The sequence below is a fragment of the Alteromonas sp. BZK5 genome (assembly GCF_014349115.1).
Classification (GTDB): Bacteria; Pseudomonadota; Gammaproteobacteria; order Enterobacterales; family Alteromonadaceae; genus Alteromonas; species Alteromonas macleodii.
Genome location: NZ_JACSOE010000056.1, coordinates 1 through 21979 on the forward strand (window position 1 = coordinate 1; position 21979 = coordinate 21979).

Genomic DNA, 21979 nt, shown 5'->3' on the forward strand with positions numbered 1-21979 from the left:
ATTGATCTGATCACCAAACGTCATGAATGTTCCTATCTTTTTTATCTTATTGATATCGCAATATTATTTGTGGGGATACCTCAGGGTCAGAGTACATTATTTTGGTTAATCGTCTTTTAGCATCAGAATGGCTAACAAAGGGCATCAACATAAAGCGGGAGCAGAACTTACTCTGGCCCGATGGATTAAAAAAGTACTCTGACCCCAATTTTCAGATGAGCTCTGCAACACTCTTTAAATAGGCTTTTTGAAGTGGCGTGAAATCCCACTCATTCAAAGCTTCATTAAATTCAAAATTGCCCACACGACCTCGCCAGCGTTCACTGGGTACTGCCGGCCAATTTTTCATATACACCAGCTTTCCATGAAGGCAGTGCAACACTTCAATTTGTAGTGATTTGGTATCGGCGTAAGTTACTTTCTCAGAGACAATAGTGCCTTCTTCACAATCTTGGTCGAAAAACACAAAGCCGCGATAGCTGCCGCTTTCTGTAATAGTAATGAGCGATGCATATTCTTTGCTCTTAGATACTTTTCTCAGCGCAGGCAAATAGCCATCGACTCGTTTTATTTGAAGCCCCTGAGATTTGTTGTGCCATTGCCATCCTGAGCTGCCCATAAAAGAAAGCTCGTTATTTTTATCGTTGAAATGGCTTAATGTTTCAAAGGTTTTTCAAGACGCAAAAGTGATAATGCACAGCATTAAAAAACCAGTAATGAAGATGAGTGGCTTTGCCATGTCTCAAGCCCTTTGCATTAGACAAACGTTTGTCTCTTTAGTTACAGACAAAGATCTAAGCTAGACTTTCATTGCAAAAAAGTAATACGCAGAGAGACAAATGTGCTGTGGCCTTAAAGCGTCCTGGTGCTGGCTTAATAACAGGAGAGACGCCGCTTAACGCTTACCTGACATTAAATACAGCGACATAAAAAGCCTCGCGTATTTGCTGTCTCGATAACACCACATCAATGTATTCTAAGCATGAAACCAATTTTGGACAAAGATTCAGTAATTACGATTATAACTATCTATTTTGTTCGTTTTAATTGTTTTATTAAATCAGCGACTATCTGTTTAAACGAAAAGCGTGATTAACACCATTTCTTTAATCACACACTGACACCCAATTTTAGTAAGACTAAAAATCGGTGAGAAATAAACAGAAGGAATTCGCAATGAGTAAGTGTCCATTTTCAGGTGCAGCTATAAAACCTACTACGCTAACGTCTAGCAATGGTGCGCCCGTTGCCAATGATAATCAGAGTCGAACAGCGGGGCCACGCGGGCCGGTTACTTTCGACAACCATTATTTGTTTGAGAAGCTTGCGCACTTTAATCGCGAGCGAATTCCAGAGCGTGTAGTTCACGCAAGGGGCAGTGCTGCATATGGCACCTTTACGCTAACTAAGAGCTTATCTGACTACACTATTGCAGACTTTCTGCAAAAAGAGGGGCAAAAAACCGACGTGTTTTTGCGCTTTTCTACCGTAGGTGGTGGTCAGGATTCAAGTGACTATGCCCGTGATCCTCGTGGTTTCTCAGTGAAGTTTTATACCGAACAGGGAAACTGGGACATGGTAGGAAATAATACTCCGGTATTCTTCTTACGAGATGGCATCAAGTTTCCTGACTTCATTCACAGTCAAAAGAAAAACCCGCGTACGAATTTGCCGGATCCGCAGGCCGTGTATGAGTTTTGGGCGAACAACCCTCAGTCATTACACCAATCGACAATCTTGATGTCTGATCGCGGTATTCCACTTTCATATCGCCATGTGAATGGCTATAGCTCTCATACGTTGAGTTTCTGGAATAACGCAGGCGAACGCTATTGGGTGAAATGGCACTTTAAAACTAACCAAGGTATTAAAACGCTAACTAGCGAAGAAGCGGCAAAGATGCCTGCTTATGGCGCTCAGCAAGACTTGGTCGAAAGCATTGATAACGGCGAATTTCCATCGTGGACCGTAAATGTGCAGATTATGAATGAAGAGGAAGCGCGTAATTACCACATTAACCCGTTTGATCTAACGAAGGTGTGGCCTCACAGCGACTTTCCATTAATTGAAGTAGGGCAGTTGGAGTTAAACCGTAATGTTGATAACTACTTTGCAGAAACTGAGCAAGCAGCGTTCGCGCCGAGCAATTTGGTACCGGGTATTGGTGCGTCGCCAGACAGAATGCTTCAAGCGCGACTAATTGGATATCAAGATGCGCACAGATACCGCATTGGTGCAAACTACAACCAAATACCGGTAAACGCGCCTCGTTGTCCAGTGCACAACTATCAACGAGATGGAGCCTTTGCGGGAATTAACCCAGCACTTGCAGGAAGTGGAGCCAACTTCTATCCAAATAATCGCGCGCGAGTTGGTGAGCCGGCTGAAGCACCAGAGGTTCAAGAGCCGCCTATGCCGCTAGAGCAAGACGCATGGTTAGATATTTACGATAACCGTGACGAAGATAACTACTCACAGGCCGGTGACCTTTACCGCATTATGAGTGAAGATCAAAAACAGCAGCTGGTGAATAATATTGCTGACGGCCTAAGCCAAGCAACACAAGACGTGCAGGAAGCCATGTTCGTGCAATACGACCTAGCTGATAGCGACTATGGCGAACGGGTAAGAAAAGCGGTAGCAAATAAATAGTAATTGTGGGGGAATCAGAGTTAATTAATGAAAATTACTCTGATTCTTTGTATTCGAGAAATATTTACAATTTTAAAGGTAAGAAAGCCTGAATATTTTGAAATAAGAGTCACGGCAGCGATAAAACGCATTTCCTTTCATTAACTATAATCAGCCTGTAAGCCTTATGGGCTGCGTGATAGCTAATATCAAGTCTCAAATAGGCCCATGGTTTGCTACTAGAATACTGAACGACTTTAAATGATGAAATAAGGAGATACATTATGTTACGTTGGGCTTTAATATTTTTAGTTGTAGCATTAATTGCTGCGGTTTTAGGATTTGGTGGAATCGCTGGCTCTGCAGCGGGTATTGCCAAAATTATATTTGGTGTTTTCGTTATTTTACTGATTATTTCAGTTGTCATGAATTTGGTTAGGGGCAAAAGTTGAATCACGGCCTGATCTAAACTTCATATTACGAATAGAAAAAGACAGCTGTTAGTCGTTTGGTAGTAGGCGGCTGTTTTTTATCTTTAGCCACATCAGCGGACAAAACTAATGGAGGCTACCGTGAGTAATAAACAGTTCATTACGAACGTAGGCATTGGACTCGCCGCAGCGTCTGCAGGAATTCTTGCGAGAAAAACGCTGCAAAAGTCTTGGGAAAAGGTAATTGATCAACCTGCACCTAAAGATAAACAAAGTGAAAATACAGACCTTAAAGAAGCCGTTACTTGGGCTGTGGTGTCTGGCATTGGAGCAGGTCTTGCACGGATGGCTGTTCAATATGCACTGGACAAGCGTAATCCAAAGTAGCACAACAAAGTTGTGCTGTTGAGTTGCTATACGGGCGAAAACGTGCAGGCGAATGGCTTGAAGCGCACGTTCTTTCCAATTGTTCCAAGTAAAACGGTTACTAATTCCGTGCTGATACAACGTATTCTCTAAGTAAGTATTGTTAGCAAACAGAATCACGTTGTCACGATGCCGCAACAACGTGTTGACTCACACATACTGATTAAAATAATCGGTAACCTTAGGCCATAAATGGTGACATTTACGGGAAAAAAACTTCATGTGACCTATTTCTTTTACGTCATAGGCCTGTGGATCTAGCTCCTCAACTTCTGCTTCCATATTGGGGAAAACGCTAATCATATCGTGAACGTTATGAATATTAGCAATATCGTCGTCATTGGCGAGCAGCCATTTAGAAGGTATCTGAATGGTGTTGTAGTGGTGCTCGTTAACATCACTGCCAAAGCCTGTTTTTACGTAGCCTTTACCGTTACACCATTTTTGCCACTGGCGGGCCACTTTTTTAGGTAGTGGCTCTCCCATGCCTACCCACTGAGATTTAGTATGGCCGAACAGTAAATTACTCACGGGAATGTAGAAATTCATGAAGAAATGGGCTTTTAGCAAATAGCTTTTACGCATGTTTCTCAGACTGCCCGAAGAGCTACCAAAATTACAAAAGGCAGTAAGGTCGTGCACATTATGCATCAAACCCAGCAGCTGACCACCTGCACTATGACCAACAAGAAAGTAGGGGACGTTAGGGAAATGAATTTTCAATGTCTCTAGCACCGCTGGCATATCTTGCTCGCCCCATGTTACCAACGTCGCATCGCTTTGTTTAACGCTGCTTTTTACCGAACCGCCAATACCTCTGTTATCGAAGGTGATAACACCAAAGCCTTGTTCACATAAATAGGCGGCAAAAGCGCTGTAGAATTGCCGTTTTATACCCGTTGCAGGGCCAATCATAACTGCAGCTTTAGGGGAAGTGGTTGGAGAGAAAAGGGAAGCTGCAAGCGGCGTGTTATCCGCACAGACAATGGTGATATCTTCTACTTGGATGCTAATGGCGGTAGCGTATTGCTTTGAAGTGCTCGACATGGAAAGTCTCGTGAACTCATCTGGTCAAACCAGTAAACCTTTTGCATGAATAAAATGCAATATTTTGACTATTTATTTTGCTGATAATTGGCGCTAAGCGAAAAGGTATGTGCGCTGAACACGCAAATGCTATCGCGTAGCTGGGATAAGTACGCCATAGCATGCACGCTTTAAAAAAGATTTCCTCACACGTTCAAAGTGAACACCTTAGAATTACGCTGGAAGTTATACAGCTCTTTCTTTACGGCAGGTAGCGCACTTATGTCAGCAGGTTCAAACCCTTGCTCTAAAAACCAGTGTGCGGTAACTGTGGTCAGTACAAAAATGCTGTTAATACCGGCTTCTTTAGCACGGGCGCGCACTTCATCTAAAATCCGTTCGCCACGGTTTTTGCCTCGATAGTCTTGATGGGTTGCCACGCAGGCTAACTCGGCACAGCCGTCTTCAGGGTATAAATACAAGGCTGCACAGGCGATGATCATGCCGTCGCGCACTATCACTATAAACTGGTTAATTTCGTTCTCTAGACGCTCACGAGAACGCTTTACCAATACGCCGCTTTCTTCTAGTGGTTTTATCAGCTTTAAGATACCGCCCACATCTTCGATGGTCGCTGCACGCAGTTGTTCATAATGATGTTCCATTACTAGCGAGCCCGTACCGTCGCGAGTGAACAGCTCTTGAAGCAAGGCACCGTCCTTTTCAAAGCTGATGCAGTGGGCACGGGGAACACCTGCAGCAACGCTGGTGGTGAGGGCGCTCAACACCGTATCTTCAGTGGTAATGTCGCCTGCCATGATAAGCTGTTCTAATTGAGGGCGTTCAATGGTGCGAAGTAAACGACCTTCGCGGTTGTATACGCCATCAAAATTCGAAAATACGATCAGCTTGTCAGCTTTAAGGGCTATAGCCGCCTGCGTAGCTACATCTTCGTGAGATAAGTTAAACACTTCTCCCGTTGATGAATAGCCCATAGGCGATAGCAGCACAATTGAGCCATCGTTTAAATGATCGTTAATGCCGGTCGTATCAATACGACGCACTAAACCGGTGTTTTCAAAATCAACGCCGCCTCGCACGCCCATTGGCTTGGCAACGACCAAGTTGCCCGAGCACACGCGTATTTGCGAGCCGTGCATAGGTGAGTTTGGTAGCCCCATAGTCAATAAGGCTTCTACCTGAGAGCGTACCGAGCCGGCGGCATCTTTAACGCACTCAAGGGTTTGTTTGTCGGTAATGCGTACACCGCTTTCAAAGCGACCTTCGATGTTGCGAAGGGCAACGCGCTGATCAATCTGTGGGCGGGCACCGTGCACTACGACCACGCGCACGCCCAAGCTGTTAAGCAGGGCAATGTCGTGAATAATATTAGGGAAATTAGGATGTTCGATGGCTTCGCCACCGAACATCAAAACGAAGGTCTTTCCCTGGTGAGCATTAATATAGGGCAGTGAACTGCGAAACAGTTTTATGCCGTCATGATGCGCTAATACCATCTAAGCAGTTCCTTGTCGCTACCCTTGCTTATCCAAGTCTTCCAGCTCTTGATACAGTGCTTTCGTCACGGTTTCTTTGCTGGTGCCGCCCAAGATATTGCGTTGATTCACGCCGTACTCTAGCTGTAGTACCGGGTATACGTCGTCTTCAATTTTATCGCAAATAGCCTGCATGTCGCTTAGTGGTAAATCTTCAATGGCACAGCCTTTGTCGATGGCCTGAAGCACAACGCGTCCTGCAATATCGTGGCCTGTTCTAAACGGTACACCTTTACCTACCAGATAATCGGCAAGTTCAGTGGCGTTAGAGAACCCTTGGGTTGCCGCAACACGACAGCGCTCTTCGTTTAGCTGTAGTGAGTCAAGCACTTCGCTGACAATACATAAACAAATATGCCACTGATTAACCGTATCGATAGCGCCTTCTTTGTCTTCTTGCATGTCTTTGTTGTAGGCAAGAGGAAGGCCTTTCATGGTAACTAATAGTGCCTGTAAAGAACCAAACACACGGCCACATTTGCCGCGCATTAATTCAAGCGCATCAGGGTTTTTCTTCTGCGGCATAAGCGATGAACCAGAGGTTACGCTATCGCCAAGCTGTAAGAATCCTGCTTCGCCAGAGTTATAGAAAATCATGTCTTCGGCAAGACGAGACAAGTGCATCATGCTAGTGCTGGCTACAAATAAAAGCTCTAGCACAAAGTCTCTGTCAGACACTGCGTCTAGGCTGTTTAGGCATGGAGAATCAAAACCCAGTTCTTCAGCAATGGCGTGACGGTCTACAGGGAAAGTAGTACCTGCCAATGCGCCTGAACCTAAAGGGCACTGATTCATGCGTACTTTCAAGTCGTCTAAACGGCTTAAGTCACGCTTTAGCATTTCAACATAAGCCAAGCACCAGTGTGCAAAGTGAATAGGCTGTGCACGCTGTAAGTGGGTGTAACCTGGGATTATCGCTTCTTGATAACGGCTAGCGGCATTAAGAAGCGACTTTATTACACCTAAAACATCAGCGCGAAGTGAGGCAATATGTTCACGTACCCACAAGCGAAAGTCGGTGGCAACCTGATCGTTTCGGCTACGCCCGGTATGAAGCTTACGACCAATGTCACCAAGCTTCTCTATAAGCGCTGCTTCAACAAAGCTGTGAATGTCTTCTTCGCTAGATGCGTTAAAGTCTAGTTCACCTGCATCAGCTTTCGCTTTTAACTCGCTCAATGCAGACTCAAGCTGGGCTTGTTCATCAACGGCCAATACGCCTGCTTTTTGCAGCGCACGCGACCAACTGATAGAGCCTTGAATATCTTGGCTTGCCATAACTTGGTCAAACGGCAGCGAATCGTTAACCTGTTTAAACATACTACTTGCACCGGATTCAAACCGGCCACCCCACAACGCCATGTGATGCTCCTTAAATGCTGTTCTGATTTAAGCTTTACTTTTGTAGGTAAAGCTTATTGTTCACCTTGTTTTTTCAGTGCTTCAATACGACTTGAAAGGCTGAACAGGCGGATAAAGCCTTCAGCGTGCTTCTGGTCGTAAACATCGTCAGCACCAAAGGTGGCAAAGTCTTCAGAGTAAAGGCTGTTCGGCGATTTACGCTGGGTAACCGTAGCTTGGCCTTTATAAAGCTTAACCACGATATCGCCTGTCACTTTCTTAGCAAAAGACGCAGCGCCAGCAAGCAGTGCATCGTTAAGGGCAGTGAACCAACGGCCGTCGTACATCACGTGTGAGAACTCAAGACCAATCTGCTCACGGTATTTAAGCGCAGCTTTATCTAGCACCATAGTTTCTAGGGCTTTATACGCTTTAAGAAGTACGGTGCCTCCTGGGGTTTCATAACAGCCGCGTGACTTCATACCTACAAGGCGGTTCTCAACAATGTCGATACGTCCAACACCATGCGCCGCAGCAACAGTATTAAGTTTAACTAGCGCTTGATACGGCGAGAGTGCCTCACCATCAACATGAGTCAGTTTACCTTCGTCAAAAGACAGGGTTACGCGCTCTGGAGTATCAGGTGCATCTTCAGGATCAACGGTCATGGTCCACACTTGCTTGGTAGGCTCTTGCCATGGATCTTCAAGCTCGCCACCTTCGTGTGAAATGTGCCATGCGTTTGCATCGCGGCTGTAAATTTTGGTTGCTGATGCCGTGGTTGGAATATTGCGCTCAGCTAGATAAGCCAATAGATCTTCACGGCTTACCATGTCCCATTCACGCCATGGCGCGATTACCGTAAGGTCTGGGGCTAGGGCAGCAAAGGTACTTTCAAAGCGGACCTGATCGTTACCTTTACCTGTACAGCCATGGCATAGTGCGTCGGCACCTACTTTGCGCGCAATCTCAACTTGCGCTTTGGCGATGACCGGGCGTGCCATTGACGTACCCAGTAGGTATTCACCTTCGTAAACTGCACCTGTAGTAATAGTTGGGAAGATATATTCGCTTACGAACTCTTCTTTCAAATCAACAATGTGGCATTCGCTTGCGCCAGATGCGATAGCTTTTTCATGAAGCCCTTCTAGTTCTTCATCACCTTGACCCACATCTGCTGCAAACGCGACAACTTCACAGCCATAGTTTTCTTTAAGCCATGGAATGATGGCTGATGTATCAAGCCCGCCTGAATAGGCCAGCACGATTTTTTTAACGTTTTGCATCTAAATAATCCTTCTAAGCGTCTTTGTAGGCGTCTTTTTAAGCGTTAAGTAATTGAGTAAGAATGGCGTTTTGGCCATGCATTCTATTTTCGGCTTGCTGCATTAATAGCGATTTATCGCTATCAATCAACGAGCCCGTAATTTCTAAATCGCGATGGGCAGGTTGGCAGTGCATAACGTAGCTAGCACCGGTTGCTTCCATCAACGCTTCGTTTACCTGATAAGGCATGAACTTTTCTTTGATCACTTCAAGTGGCGTCTCGTCACCCATTGAAAGCCATGTATCTGCATAGATAACGTCTGCACCGTTAGCAGCACTAAGCTCTGTGCTTTCAACAATCGATACACCCGTTTTCTCGGCAATCGCTTTGGCTTGCGCCACAATTTCAGGTGCCGCTTCGTGCCCCTCTGGCGTGACTACAATTTGGTTGCAACCCAGAAGCGCCCCAACAATTAACAGAGAATGGGTTACATTGTTGCCGTCGCCTACATAGGCCATGGTAAGACCTTCGGTTTTGCCGAAGCGTTCAAACATTGTGAGGTAGTCGGCAAGGCCTTGGCATGGGTGGTACTTATCGCACAGCGCATTGATAACCGGCACGTTTGCCGCCTTAGAAAAGGTTTCTAGCGTATCGTGAGAAAATACGCGAGCAACAATGGCGTCAGCCCAGCACGCAAGGTTAGCGGCGGTGTCTACTGCGTCTTCACGGCCTGCTAATTTGCCCGACTGCACATCTAAATACACCATGTGGCCGCCAAGCTTGTTGATACCAATATCGAAGCTAACGCGGGTTCGCAAAGACGGCTTTTCAAACAGGGCAACAATTGACTTCCCCGCTAGCACGTTGCTGTAACTTGCTGGGGCTTGTTTAATTTCTACAGCCAATTGCAGCAAGTTTTTCATTGCGTCGGGTGTCCAGTCTGCAAAGGTTAGTAGGTCCTGTTTCATTGTACTTCTCCGGCATTGCCTTTCGTTAAGTCGGTGTGGGGTAAATCAGCGTTTTTTGACGGTGTATTTGTCAGTGCTGAGGGCAGTATTTGCGTGCCCGTTTTCTTATTTAAAATGTCGTTGATGTCGGCGGCCCAACTCGCGATGTAAACTGCGCGGCCTAAATTCTCTGCAGACGCGAGTGCCGCATCCACTTTTACTTTCATCCCGTCGGTGATAACGCCTTCATCTGCGTACTTCAATATGCTTGCTGCGTTAAGTTCGCTAATTAGCAATTTGTCACCATCAAGCACACCGTCAACATTGGAAAGGAGTAAAAGTTCAGCGTTAAGAAGCTCGGCAATAACCGTTGCGGCTTGGTCGGCGTTTACATTTAGTAATCTGCCTTGTGGGCTTGAACCAATAGAACTGATAACCGGTAGTGTTGACTGGGCTAATACGCTTTTTAGAAATGATGCATCTGCTGTTGACGGCACGCCCACGGCACCATACTGGTCAGCTAGAGGCTCACACACCACCATATTACCGTCTAACAACGACAAACCAACAGGGGTTAAGCCTGAAGCCAAAGCCGCTGCGCATAGTTGCTTATTGGCAGAGCCTGCAAGCGCTCCGCAGATATAAGGCATATGTTCATCGGGCGTAACCCGAAGGCCATCTATTTTTGTGCTTTGAAGACCAAGACTCGCCATTAGCGTTTCCACTAATGGTCCGCCTCCGTGAACCACTACAACGGGGCGTGTGGCCTGCACGTCTTTTACGCTTAGAAATAAACGTGTCATTGCGGCGGTGTCGTCGAGTAATGCACCGCCAACTTTAATTACAATTGGTGAAACACTCATAGTACTAACCCTGTCTCTACTGGTTGTTTCGTCATTATGTTAAGGCACTGTATTGCCTGAGAGGCAGCACCTTTCATTACGTTGTCGATTGCAGCGGTAATCACTGCGTATCCAGATGCTTCATCTAACTTCCAATGCAGATCAACAAATGGGGTATGAGCAACGTCATCAATTTTTGGAAAACTCTTGCGCAAACGCACAATGGGTTTATCAGCATAGGCGTCAGTGTACGCTTGTTCAAGTTGTGCGCTGGTGGTACCAGCTTTAACCTTAACGGTTACGGTCGCCAAAATTCCTCTTTTAAAATTACCTAAGTGCGGCGTAAAGATAACGGGGGTACCCAAGTAAGCTTCAATTTCAGGGGTATGGCGGTGACCTAGCACGCCATATGCCTGCAGGCTAACTTCAAAAAAGCTTGTGGTTAGGCTGGCTTTCCTACCTGCACCCGATACGCCGGAAACAGCGTTAATTACAGGGCGTACGCTTTCATCTAGTAAATTGTTGTGAGCAAGAGGTTTAAGTGCACTAAGGCTCGCCGTGGGGTAGCACCCCGGCACAGCGATAACGTCGGCAGAGGCAATTTGCGCTTCGTGCCACTCGGCAAGGCCGTAAACAGCTTGAGCCAAGCTTTGCTCTTGCGTATGTGGAAAGCCGTAGAACTGTTCGAAGACATTCGTGTCTTTTAGCCTGAATGCACCCGACAAATCGAGCACTTTGGCTTTGCCCGAAGATAGGACAGGCATCCAGTCGTGGCTCGCCTCGTGAGGAGTGGCAAGAAAGATAAAATCGACACCGTCAGCCATTTCTTTTAGTGCCGCATCCGAAATAGGCGTCAGTGTGGCATTAACGTGAGCCAAGTTGCCGTGAAGCTCTGCAATGTTCTTACCCGCGTCGCTACTATTCTCAGACACATAAGTGCCCGCCAATACTAGTTTTGGGTGTTGAATAACCAACTGAACGAGTTGTGCCCCTGTGTAACCACTGGCACCAATAATTGAAACGTTGTACATAATCAAAAATTCAATAAAAGGAGAAAAAAATCACTTTTTACCTTTGTAAACTGGTTGGGCGTTATTCGTTGCCTAACCGCGACCACATCACAAAGGTAAAAAGTGTGCTACCGCAAAAGCATAGAAAGGCGCACGCATCGTCGTACGCTATGCATCGTGTAGCCAGCCAGGGGAGAGGTAAACTCTTTATCGTTGCCAGTGGTTGAACCAACAACGCGAGTTGGTTGTGTCATCATCAATTCCTATCAAGTCGCAACTCAAAATTATGAGTTGGATGCTTTAACCGTCGACTAGTGTATCTAATCTGAATGTTTATGCAATAAAAATGTATAAATATTTTGTTGGGTGGTTGCAGCGACTACGCCACAAAAAATATAACTAATAATATATTTATAGTTGTGACAGTAAGTTGACAAGTTACGCAATAGAACTGAATATTTATACTCACTGTACGATATGGTTGAGTGGAAATGTTTACCAGTAATGCACGTCGTTCATCATTAATGCGTGATATGACTAGTTACAGTGTCTAACCATGCAAAGCTGGTAAATTGTTACCGTATGTCGACAGTGGCCGTGAGTATTGGTTGTTAGGATTAACTCGGAAAATAAAATGGGCAAACTTACCTTGGCGCTTGTTGCGCACGATCATAAAAAGCCTGAGCTACTTGCTTGGGTTAAGCAGCACATTGATGTGCTCAAACAGTGTAATTTAGTGGGAACAGGCACAACAGGCGGTTTAATTGCCAATGAAACGGGGCTAGAAGTTACGCGCTACAAAAGTGGCCCGCTTGGTGGCGACCAGCAGATAGGAGCACTCATCGCTGAGAACAAGCTAGATGCACTTTTCTTTTTCTGGGATCCGCTAAACCCAGCGCCTCACGACCCTGACGTTAAAGCGCTGCTACGACTGTGTTCGGTATGGAATGTACCAGTTGCCTGCACACCCGCCACAGCTGACCTAGTAATAACGTCGCCGCTTTTTCTGTCACCCGACTACAAGCCAGTTAAACCGAATTTTTAAGATTGGTTAAATCAACGGCCTTGTAGTTTGGTGGGCAGAAGCTGGTCTTTAGGTTAATTGAAACCTCGTTGAACGAACTGGTAGGCAGCATCTGCTGCCTTGTTGGTTATTCCGGCGGTTATATCATCAGTCTGAATAGATGCGGTGGCATCACTCGCCTGCGTTTGTGGCGCACCTGAAATGTTAGCACTTACCTTACTGTCGATGCTTGGATTGCTAAAAACTGACGCGAGTAAAGACTGCCCCATCGACCACATATTGTTTGAGATGCTTTGTCCTGTCACATTCTCTACGGTCAAATCGATAGCGTTATACATTAATCCGCCTATTCCGCCATATAAAAAACTTCCCGCCAAGCTTGCTGCCGCGGCCGTGTGATTTGACGTGGTTGCTTCATAAATATCCGAAACTATGGGTAGGTGATTTGCAATATTTAACGCATCAAATCCGTCTTTAAGATCAAGCCCATCGTCTCCGAAAGCGCCGGAATACAAATTATCGAAGAGTGTTGGAGTAGTATCACTTTGATTATTGGCAGCTGCGTTGCTATCACCATTTCCCAGAACGCTAGTAGTAGCATTTACGGACGTATCATTGTTGGTAACTAGCGATTGAAATACATTGTTTTGCAATGCATTTAACAGCGTGCCTTGCATGGTGGCAATTGCATCATCCGATAAAACCCCATTGACGCTACTCGTACCAGAAAGCAAAGATAATGCGCCTTGAACATCGCTGGCTGTGCCGGTAAGCATATTAGATTGTGTTGAGAGATTAGCTTCGCCTGATATTTTGCTGTCGATTGCGTCAGCTTCATTCGGTTGATTCTCTATTGCGAGTAACGATGCGAACAAAGACGGCAAAGACTGGCCGCTGGTTGCCGCTTCATTGGCTACTTCTGTTGAATTTGACGATTTATTTTCAATGTCAGCAGTATGTAAACCAAATTTTGAAAGTAGTGCGCTGACGCCATTTTCAGCAGTGTTAGTTGTTGTGTTTTCTAAGGCCATAACATCCCCTTACCCGCAGGCATATATTTGATTTGTAAAGGTTTTGCAAATAAGTCAAGTGAACGAGATTTCTTTTAATTTGTTCGTTTACACTTGCTCCTGTTAGGTCATGGATGGCACTTAATTTACACACTGCATAAAAATTAACACTGAGCAATGTCATGAAAGTTCGATGCCATATACACACACTAATCGCAATCTTTACACTTGGTGGTTGTGCCCAAACACTCACTGACGAAGAACAGGTTGTTCAAAGTAGCCCTACCAACCCAAATGTGTCGCAACGCGCTGTGAAGCCTGTTGAGGAAGAGCCGTCGCCCGGTGATCCACGCTACTCACCCCCTAGGATGGAGCCAACGTCTACCTTGCATGTACCCACGGGGTCACTATTTAATCCTGAGCACTCTGTAGGGCTTTATGAACGCCACGCAAGCTTCAAAGTGGGCGACATGATTCTAGTTAAGCTTGAAGAACAGACGCAGTCGGAGAAGTCGCTCGATTTTAATACAGACAAAAACACATCCTTTGATTTATCTCCCGTCACACTAAAAGTGGGGGGAATTCGAATTGACGAAGATGACGTTGAGGTGGAGCACGAACAGGACAGTGAGTTCGCCAGCTCTGCTAAAACTAAGCAGTCAAATTCGATGAGTGGCAGCATTACCGTGTATGTTACGGGAATAACGCCGGCAGGGAATTTACTGGTAACGGGTGAAAAGTGGATAACGATGAACAGAGGAAAAGAATACATTCGCTTTTCAGGAGAAGTCAGAAAAAAAGATGTGGATGAAAGTAATACCGTATTGTCTTCAAAAGTCGGCAACGCGTTAATTGAGTATAGTGGTACGGGTGAGCTGCAAGATAATCAGCAGCGAACGGTGATTGGCAAGCTGTTTTCAATATTTGGATAAGCGCGATGAAAGGCACTATTTTGCCAAGCTTACGCATCAGTCTTACTGCTTTGCTGGTACTACTTCCTTCTTTGGTTACTCAGCACGCATGGGCTCAATGGGTACAGGGTGAAGCTACAATGGCACTCGCTGGCGCAGAACTTAGCGACGTGAGAACCAGCGCCATACAAAATGCCATTGCTGACGCGGCTTTTCGCAGTGGCAGTACCATTTCCGCGCAGGATATTACGGTAGACGGGCTACTCCTTTCCAGCAAAGCCGAAATTCGTTCTCAGGGCAGAGTTCAAAGAGTAGAGATCATAAGCGAAACACTCAAAGACGACGCGCTTACAGTGGTGGTGAATGTAAACATTACGCCTCTGTTCAATTGCACTAACAACGGACTTGCCCATCGCATTTTAGTGACAGAATTTCCTTTAACATCACCCCAACAGGCCGCGACTGGCATGCTCTATTCATTTGGCAGCCACGTGTCTCAACGATTTGCTCAGCAACTCAACGGTCTTTATCAAAGTGGAGATGTAAGCCAGATTCCTGTTTCCCTTATTAACGCTAACACCTGGTTAACCTCCAGTCTGTCAGACATTGATTTAACGGCTATGTCGACCTTTCTGCGAAGTGAATATGGGCAGCAGTTTGTGGTATTCGGGTTTGTAAAGGACATTTCTCTTTTCGAACAGGTGTCGCAGGCTACCTCGGTATTTGAATCTGATGGTGTTGCGCTTCGCCGGAATTTTACCGTTCAGGTTTACGTGCTCGACACTTTCAAAGCCAAGGTGATTTTTAATGATAGCTATCACAGCGAGGCCGATTGGCCCTTTTCTCAACATTATTCGGTGGATATGAGCAACAGCTTGTTGTGGCGCAGTGATTTTGGCCGCATGGTCCTCAATACGGTACACGCTGCTATTACTGACATTCACGCGGCACTTCAGTGCGAAACGACTTATGCGCAGGTCATTGATATCTCGCCTGACTACATTGCTATAGATCTGGGTAAAAATAGTGGGTTAGCCGTGGGCGATGAGTTTTCATTGGTTAAGCAACGGGCGCTGCCTGCATTGGGCTTATCAAGAAAGCCGGGACTGTTTTCAACGAAGACTTTGACTTTGCAGGTGTATGAAGTTGCTGATGACGTCAGCTTGCTTAAAGCGGAGTCAGGTAGTGATAGCGTACATATTGGTGATTTTGTCACGCCGTTAACTCTCTCGGCGAAACGGAGGCTAAAAGAAAGTCAGCAGGTTGAAAGCCAGCCATAAAAAAGGCTGGCCAGGGCCAGCACTTTTTACGGTGGGTTAGGGTGTTACTGAATACTAAGAACGCAGTAAGTCACGTAGCTTTCGACCTTCTTCGCGCTGCGCTTTTAACTCAGCTTGCTGTTCAGGCGTTAGTACTGCAAACATGGCCTGGCGCTGTTTGGCCTTTTCAACACCAGCACTGACAAGGTCGTCTTTGTACTGGGCGACAAGAGCGTTCCAAGAGTCTTGTGAGAAAGACGAGCTTCTAATCAGATCGCGCTGGGCATCCTTAAAGCTTCGCAACGTTTCTCTATTGGCTTTGGATGTATCCTTGAATGATTCACGAAGTTCTGCAAGATTTGCCAGTTGATCATCAGTCAGGTCAATGCCTTTAAACGGCGTGCCATCTCGCTGGTGATCTCTGTCGCCTCTTTCACCTTTACCGTGACCACGGAATTTTTTGCCTTTGCCTTCATCATCCATACGTTTTACAAATTGTGACTTTTGCTCGTCAGACGCGTTGCGTCGCTTATCGCCTCTCGCCGCTCTTTTTTGATCTCTACTTTCTTCGCGTGCCAAGACTTTCGCTTGCTGCTCTTCACTTAGCACGTTAAAAATATTGTGGCGTAGTTGCGCAAGCGCAAAGTGTTTCGACTCACGCTCTTCAAGTTGAGTTTGTATAAAGGTGCTGATTTGTGCCTCAGAAGCAGTTTTAAAATCGAAACTTGGCTTTTCACTATCGTGATTTTCAGGTCGAGGGTTAGCGTCTTTAAATGCGCTTATGAGTGTTTTTATCTCTTCGCGTTGTGCGTCACTTAAGCTTAAACCGCGAAGGTGTTTAACAATTTCTTTAACCGGTTCGTGGTGACGCATACCAGGGCCTGCTGGCTGAGCCAACGCAAGTCCACCTAAGCTAATCGCCGCTACAGTTGCACTAGCAATTAATAACTTTTTCATTGTCGTCTCCTTTTTGTTCGGACACGTTAATCCTAGCGTGATAAATACAAAAAGCAGTCAACACACTGTAAAGCTTCTGTAAAGGTGATGCCGTTTTGTAATTGTAAAGGTCTGAAAAGATATAGTATGCGTTTGTCAGTGTTTTTCGTTTAATTTAGACAAGACTCACCACAAGCGCAGGTTGAAGTTTATAAAAATTACAGGCACTTTCATGAATCAAAGGTCAGCAGTTCCAACCGTTAAAGAGTTTAATACCATGAGTTCAGATTTTCATTTGCAGTCTATCCTTGTTATTGATGATGACCTTGAGCTAACTGAAATGCTCTCCACGTACCTGTCGAGTATGGGATATCAAGTGCAAGTGCGTAACGACGGCGAAGAAGGGTTATCTGAAGCTGTATCTGGACGACATTACGATCTTATTTTATTGGATGTGATGATGCCAAAGATGGATGGCTTCGATGTGTTGAAAAAACTTCGTGTCAGCCATAGCACGCCTGTACTTATGTTGACAGCAAGAGGCGATGATTACGACCGCATTTTAGGTCTGGAAATGGGCGCCGATGATTATTTACCGAAACCGTTTAACCATCGAGAGCTGGTGGCACGAATAAAAGCGATTGTGCGTCGTCATAATCTTTCCTCAACGGGAGGAGCGGTTGAACAAGATTTATTTGTGAATGGCATCTTTTTAAGCCCAAGTAGCCAGCTCGCTAAAGTAGACGATGTGGAATTAACGCTAACCACAACTGAGTTTTTAATTTTGCGCTTACTAATGCTAAATGCCGCTCAGCGGGTAACGAAAGAAGAAATAAGCTTAAAGATACTCGGCAAGCCACTGCAAGCTTTTGACAGAAGCATTGATATGCATGTTAGCAACCTGCGAAAGAAAATCAGTGCAGTAGCCGTAGATGAAAAAATCAAAACCATCCGCGGAGTAGGGTACATGTTAATTGTTGGAAGCCATTAATGGTAAAACTGTTACGCAGCATTAGCCCAACGCGGGCCATCATGGGCCGCTTGTTTCTGTGGTTTTGGGCAACGTTCATTGTTACATCGCTTTTGGCCATTTGGGGAAGTCGCCTCTTTTTTGAAGACCTTCAGGTTGTGCAAATAAAGCCTCGCGAAGTAGAAGATTTAAATCAAGCCATTGAGCGGATGCAGCGTGGGCGCTTTCAGGACCTACCGTTACATGAGACGCTAGATCGCAATTCACGTGGCGTGAGAGGTCGACTGGTTGCGGTAGATATTCGCGACAACCGCCTTATTTCAGGTAGAGGCCCTCCGCTTCGTGACAACGATAAAGAAGATTTACTGCGTTTGGTAAATCAAACCTCCCCGATTGCAGTAAAGCGCGGCGCATTCAAAATTCTCGGCCCGGTTTTCTTCGAGCGAGACAATTCACGCTTTGCGCTTTTTGCGGTAAAGCTAGATATGCCCGAAAAGCAAACTCCTCCGGTTCTGCTGTTTTTGGCGATTGCACTTATTACCACCACGCTTTTGAGCTGGCTATTCGCCAAAACGCTGACCAACCCTATTTTGCATATTCAGGGTTCAGCAAAACGTTTAGCAAGCGGCGACTGGCAAACGCGGGTGGGCAAGGCTGCCAAGCGTCAGGATGAGTTAGGCCAGTTGGCGCGCGATTTCAATAAAATGGCTGAACAGCTCGAATCAATGTGGGGCGCACAGAAGCGATTATTGGCTGATGTCTCTCACGAACTTCGTTCACCCCTAGCGCGACTGCAAATGGCGCTAGGTCTTGCTCATCAGCAAAATGTAGACCCTGCCACGTTATCTCGTGTTGAGCGGGAGGCTGATCGTATGGAAGCGCTGGTAAGCCAATTACTTACTCTTAGTCGTGCTGAAGCTGGCGAAGCCAACATGCAAAAACACGCTTTGTCTTTAGTGCTCAACGATGTGCTGACCGACGCTAACTTTGAAGTGGCAAACAAAAACAAGCAGTTAAAAATTGACGATATACCTAAAAAGACGATAGTCATTGACAGCATGATGTTTTGCCGCGCTGTGGAGAATGTTCTTCGCAATGCCATACGTCATAGCAAACTCGTCACGCATATTGCGTTTAGCGAAGATGCGCAGCATTGGTGTATTCACATTACAGATGACGGCGACGGGTTAACCATTGAGGAATGTGTGCGTATATTTTCACCGTTTTACAGAGCAACTCTTGCCAGAGAGCGCGAGTCAGGAGGCGTAGGCTTGGGCTTATCCATTGCAAAAGCGGCAGTTGAGTTGCATCATGGACGCATAATCGCTGAACCTGCTGAGCGCGGTGGGCTACGAGTTACTATGTCATTTCCGAAGTTATGATTGGAAACGTTGATAGCACTCCGTAGCCTAACAAAGAGCGCAATTTGACTGTAATAGGGTATTTATGAACTGGACGTTCACGTCTGAAAATAACTTAGCCAGCACTTTTGCCACGTATATCAATCCCTTCTGGCAAAACAGTGTTACTCAGGGCCACTTCTCTGGGAAAGACAATATCAAGGTACGCTTTGCGCACTGTATCCCAGAATCGCCGCGAGCTACCATTGTAATATGCTCTGGTCGAATCGAATCTTATTTAAAGTACAAAGAGTTCATTTACGATCTCTATCAAAATGGTTTCGCCGTATTCATTTTAGATCACAGAGGCCAAGGTTTGTCAGACAGGATGACCCGTGACCCTCAGCATGGTTATGTTGCCGATTTTGACGACTACGTTAATGACTTCGTTATGTTCGTAGAAACTATTGTAAAGCCACTGCAGCAAGGCCCGTTACAGCTGGTATGCCATTCGATGGGGGGCGCCATTGGTGCACTCACGCTGCTGCGTCTTCCGAATTTGTTTTCAAAAGCCGTTTTAGCTTCACCCATGTTTGGCATTAAACCGGCTCTGCCCAATTGGTTGGCGAATGGCTTAATTCGCACAGGCCTTGCGGTAAACAGGATGAAAAAGAAAGATGCGGGGTACTTTTTTGGTCAAACCCCGTATATCGCGTTTCCTTTTTCACTTAATAAGCTCACCCACAGCAAAACCCGCTATGCCCTGTTTCGTGAGCTGTATGACGAAGAACAGGATATTCAGCTTGGTGGCGTAACTACAGAGTGGTTGGCAGCGGCGCATCAGGCTATGAACAAAATTGAAAGTAGCGCACGCGCTATTACAACGCCTTCGCTTGTATTAAGTGCAGACGATGACGCGATTATTGATAATAACCGTCAGCGCCGTGTGGCTCAGCTTATGCCAAATGCAAAACTTGAAATAGTGCCCCGCGCTTACCATGAGCTATTCACCGAGTCTGACGACATTCGCGAGCGCTCTGTGGCGCGTATTCTCGACTTTTTGACAGAAGACTCGTCCACATAAGTGCAGCCAAAGCTAACATTTAGTTAGGTAATCATACTTAAGAGCAGCGCTTTCTATTTCGCAGGTAATAAAAGTGTGTGCAAGGGTGATGAAGAATGGCGTTTCGGTATAAAATAAACGAGTTGTTAACTGTGAAGGTAATTTAAAAAAGCATGCTCGATATCGTACTCTATCAGCCAGAGATCCCGCCAAATACGGGAAACATCATCCGCTTATGCGCAAACAGTGGCTTTATGTTGCACTTAATCGAGCCCTTGGGTTTTGAATGGGACGATAAACGCGTTCGACGCGCAGGTTTAGATTATCACGAGTTTGCTCACGTAAAGCGCCACGCCAATTTAGACGCTTACCTGAATGATGCTAAGCCAAAACGGGTATTCGCTTGCACAACGAAAGGCAAAGCGTTTCACAGCGATGTGTCTTATGAAAAAGGCGATGCGTTAATTTTCGGACCGGAAACCCGAGGTTTACCAGACGACTATATTCAATCGCTTCCCCCAGAGCAGCGTGTTCGCATCCCTATGTTGCCAGACAGTCGTAGTATGAACTTGTCTAATGCTGTATCGGTATTTGTGTATGAAAGCTGGCGTCAGTTTGGTTACGAGGGTGCTCGTTAGTACTTTCTTTAACGCTTACTGTTTTGCTAAAAACTCTTTTAACCATTCAAATCAAAAGCTTATTCAGCCTTTAAAAATGTCTGTAAAGATAGCGTAAATGTAAAGATTGTCTCTCGTGGCGAATCTTTACATTCGCTATATTGCATTCAGTTTTTTTTATGGATCGAATGCTTTGAAACTCCCTCTACCCATTAAAGTACTGCTCATTGCAATTATTGTGTTTGTGCCCGCTTATGCTGTTTATGCATGGCTATACTCACCTCAGACAAATACCGAATATCTCTTTCAAGGTGCAAAGATACGAGACATCGAATTAAATTTGGTGTCTACAGGTCAGCTTGAGCCCAAGCGCTACGTAGAGGTAGGTGCGCAGGTTTCAGGTCAGGTAGACAATATTCACGTAGAAGAGGGGGATATTGTTAAAGAAGGCGATTTGCTGGTAGAGATCGATGCCCGTGTATTTGAAACACAAGTACAGAACTCTCAAGCGGCGCTGGACAGCAAAAAAGCACAGCTGGCTCAGCTGCGGGCAGAGCGAGAACTCGCCGAAGTGAGAGCGCAACGCAATCAAAATTTGTTTAAGCAAAATGCAGTCAGCCAAGATGTAGTCGTAAGCAGCGATACAAACCTTAAAGTTATCGATACCAAGATCACGGCGAGCATCGCACAGATTAAAGCCGACGAAGCCTCGCTGGAAGGGGATATTACTAAGCTCGGGTTTGCAAAGATATTTGCGCCAATATCCGGAACTGTAGCGACCTTACCGGTGCGTGAGGGGCAAACCCTGAATGCCAATCAAAACGCCCCCGTGTTGCTTCAAATTTCCGATTTATCAGTAATGACCCTACGCGCAGAAGTGTCCGAAGCCGATGTGCAGAAAATAAAGCGCGGCATGCCAGTCTATTTCTCTACCTTGGGCGATAACAAAACCTTCTACCATTCTACCGTTCGTCAAGTGCTACCTACACCCACTGTACTTAATGACGTAGTGCTATACCAAGTGCTAATCGATGTTGAGAATCCTGAACGCACTTTAATGGACGCCATGACTACCCAAGTGTTCTTTGTGCAGGAGCAGGTGAAAGGCGCGCTTTCTGTGCCGTTAGCGGCAGTAAAAGGACGAGCTCGCAATCAATTCGTGATGCTTAAACAGGGCGATGAGGTGGTTCGCACGCCAGTAAAAGTAGGCATAAAAAATAGAACCCATATTCAAATTATAGAAGGCCTATCAGAAGGTGATGAAGTGGTTGTGGGTCTAGCAGACGGCACCGCAATGCCGGCCGCGGGCATGCGCAGAGTGCCGGGTGGGCAGCCGCCATCAGGCCCACCTCGCCGCCGTGACGGGTTCTAA

At 45.9% G+C, this 21979-nt stretch carries 21 protein-coding genes; 11 read left to right on the plus strand and 10 right to left on the minus strand.

Annotation, left to right across the window (positions count from 1 at the left end):
* Positions 1 to 211 precede the first annotated feature (211 nt).
* Positions 212 to 619, minus strand: coding sequence for a hypothetical protein (locus tag BIZ39_RS15065; protein ID WP_262385782.1), 408 nt, complete (start codon positions 617 to 619; stop codon positions 212 to 214).
* 557 nt (positions 620 to 1176) lie between these two features.
* Here BIZ39_RS15065 and BIZ39_RS15070 point away from each other — a divergent pair.
* The 3 genes from BIZ39_RS15070 (at position 1177) to BIZ39_RS15080 (ending at position 3449) form a co-directional block, all read left to right on the plus strand.
* Positions 1177 to 2652 carry a catalase gene (locus BIZ39_RS15070; protein WP_187447352.1) on the plus strand — a complete coding sequence of 492 codons (1476 nt, stop codon included), beginning with the start codon at positions 1177 to 1179 and terminating at the stop codon, positions 2650 to 2652.
* A 263-nt stretch (positions 2653 to 2915) separates the two neighbouring features.
* The gene (locus BIZ39_RS15075; protein ID WP_014978132.1) at positions 2916 to 3083 is read left to right on the plus strand and encodes a DUF1328 domain-containing protein; all 168 of its coding nucleotides are present in this window, start codon (positions 2916 to 2918) and stop codon (positions 3081 to 3083) included.
* 120 nt (positions 3084 to 3203) lie between these two features.
* Positions 3204 to 3449, plus strand: coding sequence for a DUF4235 domain-containing protein (locus BIZ39_RS15080; RefSeq protein WP_187447353.1), 246 nt, complete (start codon positions 3204 to 3206; stop codon positions 3447 to 3449).
* A gap of 189 nt (positions 3450 to 3638) precedes the next feature.
* On the opposite strand, the gene BIZ39_RS15085 is transcribed toward BIZ39_RS15080, so the two are convergent.
* The 7 genes from BIZ39_RS15085 to argC all read right to left on the minus strand — a co-directional run bounded on the left by BIZ39_RS15085 (position 3639) and on the right by argC (position 11498).
* Complete coding sequence (locus BIZ39_RS15085) at positions 3639 to 4535, minus strand: alpha/beta fold hydrolase (protein WP_187447354.1); 897 nt, start codon at positions 4533 to 4535, stop codon at positions 3639 to 3641.
* Positions 4536 to 4720: 185 nt separating this feature from the next.
* The gene (gene argA, locus BIZ39_RS15090) at positions 4721 to 6031 is read right to left on the minus strand and encodes an amino-acid N-acetyltransferase (protein WP_049588331.1); all 1311 of its coding nucleotides are present in this window, start codon (positions 6029 to 6031) and stop codon (positions 4721 to 4723) included.
* Positions 6032 to 6049: 18 nt separating this feature from the next.
* A complete protein-coding gene (gene argH / locus BIZ39_RS15095; protein WP_187447355.1) occupies positions 6050 to 7432 on the minus strand; it encodes an argininosuccinate lyase in 1383 nt (460 codons plus the stop codon).
* A 53-nt stretch (positions 7433 to 7485) separates the two neighbouring features.
* Positions 7486 to 8697 carry an argininosuccinate synthase gene (locus BIZ39_RS15100; protein ID WP_110289422.1) on the minus strand — a complete coding sequence of 404 codons (1212 nt, stop codon included), beginning with the start codon at positions 8695 to 8697 and terminating at the stop codon, positions 7486 to 7488.
* A 37-nt stretch (positions 8698 to 8734) separates the two neighbouring features.
* Positions 8735 to 9646: an ornithine carbamoyltransferase gene (locus tag BIZ39_RS15105; protein ID WP_187447356.1), complete on the minus strand. Its 912-nt coding sequence runs from the start codon at positions 9644 to 9646 to the stop codon at positions 8735 to 8737.
* Complete coding sequence (argB, locus tag BIZ39_RS15110) at positions 9643 to 10488, minus strand: acetylglutamate kinase (protein WP_187447357.1); 846 nt, start codon at positions 10486 to 10488, stop codon at positions 9643 to 9645. The genes BIZ39_RS15105 and argB overlap by 4 nt, the downstream gene beginning before the upstream one ends.
* Positions 10485 to 11498 carry an N-acetyl-gamma-glutamyl-phosphate reductase gene (gene argC / locus BIZ39_RS15115; protein ID WP_187447358.1) on the minus strand — a complete coding sequence of 338 codons (1014 nt, stop codon included), beginning with the start codon at positions 11496 to 11498 and terminating at the stop codon, positions 10485 to 10487. Before argC ends, argB begins: the two co-directional genes overlap by 4 nt.
* Positions 11499 to 12111: 613 nt before the next feature.
* Between argC and BIZ39_RS15120 the strand changes: the two genes are divergently transcribed.
* Positions 12112 to 12522 (plus strand): methylglyoxal synthase, encoded by a 411-nt coding sequence (locus tag BIZ39_RS15120; RefSeq protein WP_014948054.1) that lies wholly within the window; start codon positions 12112 to 12114, stop codon positions 12520 to 12522.
* 53 nt (positions 12523 to 12575) lie between these two features.
* On the opposite strand, the gene BIZ39_RS15125 is transcribed toward BIZ39_RS15120, so the two are convergent.
* The gene (locus BIZ39_RS15125) at positions 12576 to 13532 is read right to left on the minus strand and encodes a hypothetical protein (protein WP_187447359.1); all 957 of its coding nucleotides are present in this window, start codon (positions 13530 to 13532) and stop codon (positions 12576 to 12578) included.
* Positions 13533 to 13693: 161 nt separating this feature from the next.
* On the opposite strand from BIZ39_RS15125, the gene BIZ39_RS15130 reads away from it, so the two are divergent.
* Both BIZ39_RS15130 and BIZ39_RS15135 read left to right on the plus strand, forming a co-directional pair.
* Entirely contained in the window at positions 13694 to 14443 is a 750-nt protein-coding gene (locus BIZ39_RS15130; protein ID WP_014948056.1) for a flagellar basal body L-ring protein FlgH, read from the plus strand.
* Positions 14444 to 14448: 5 nt separating this feature from the next.
* Positions 14449 to 15702 carry a flagellar assembly protein T N-terminal domain-containing protein gene (locus BIZ39_RS15135; RefSeq protein WP_187447360.1) on the plus strand — a complete coding sequence of 418 codons (1254 nt, stop codon included), beginning with the start codon at positions 14449 to 14451 and terminating at the stop codon, positions 15700 to 15702.
* Positions 15703 to 15756: 54 nt separating this feature from the next.
* Here BIZ39_RS15135 and BIZ39_RS15140 read toward each other — a convergent pair whose 3' ends face one another.
* A complete protein-coding gene (locus BIZ39_RS15140; protein ID WP_187447361.1) occupies positions 15757 to 16638 on the minus strand; it encodes a Spy/CpxP family protein refolding chaperone in 882 nt (293 codons plus the stop codon).
* A 256-nt stretch (positions 16639 to 16894) separates the two neighbouring features.
* Between BIZ39_RS15140 and BIZ39_RS15145 the strand changes: the two genes are divergently transcribed.
* From BIZ39_RS15145 to BIZ39_RS15165, 5 genes are all read left to right on the plus strand, one after another.
* Complete coding sequence (locus tag BIZ39_RS15145) at positions 16895 to 17608, plus strand: response regulator transcription factor (RefSeq protein ID WP_039225152.1); 714 nt, start codon at positions 16895 to 16897, stop codon at positions 17606 to 17608.
* Positions 17608 to 18969 carry an ATP-binding protein gene (locus tag BIZ39_RS15150; RefSeq protein WP_187447362.1) on the plus strand — a complete coding sequence of 454 codons (1362 nt, stop codon included), beginning with the start codon at positions 17608 to 17610 and terminating at the stop codon, positions 18967 to 18969. The genes BIZ39_RS15145 and BIZ39_RS15150 overlap by 1 nt, the downstream gene beginning before the upstream one ends.
* 64 nt (positions 18970 to 19033) lie before the next feature.
* A complete protein-coding gene (locus tag BIZ39_RS15155) occupies positions 19034 to 20011 on the plus strand; it encodes an alpha/beta fold hydrolase (RefSeq protein ID WP_187447363.1) in 978 nt (325 codons plus the stop codon).
* Positions 20012 to 20163: 152 nt separating this feature from the next.
* Positions 20164 to 20628 carry a tRNA (uridine(34)/cytosine(34)/5-carboxymethylaminomethyluridine(34)-2'-O)-methyltransferase TrmL gene (gene trmL, locus BIZ39_RS15160; RefSeq protein WP_014948062.1) on the plus strand — a complete coding sequence of 155 codons (465 nt, stop codon included), beginning with the start codon at positions 20164 to 20166 and terminating at the stop codon, positions 20626 to 20628.
* Positions 20629 to 20800: 172 nt separating this feature from the next.
* On the plus strand, positions 20801 to 21979 hold the full coding sequence (locus tag BIZ39_RS15165; protein WP_222936639.1) for an efflux RND transporter periplasmic adaptor subunit: 1179 nt from the start codon (positions 20801 to 20803) through the stop codon (positions 21977 to 21979).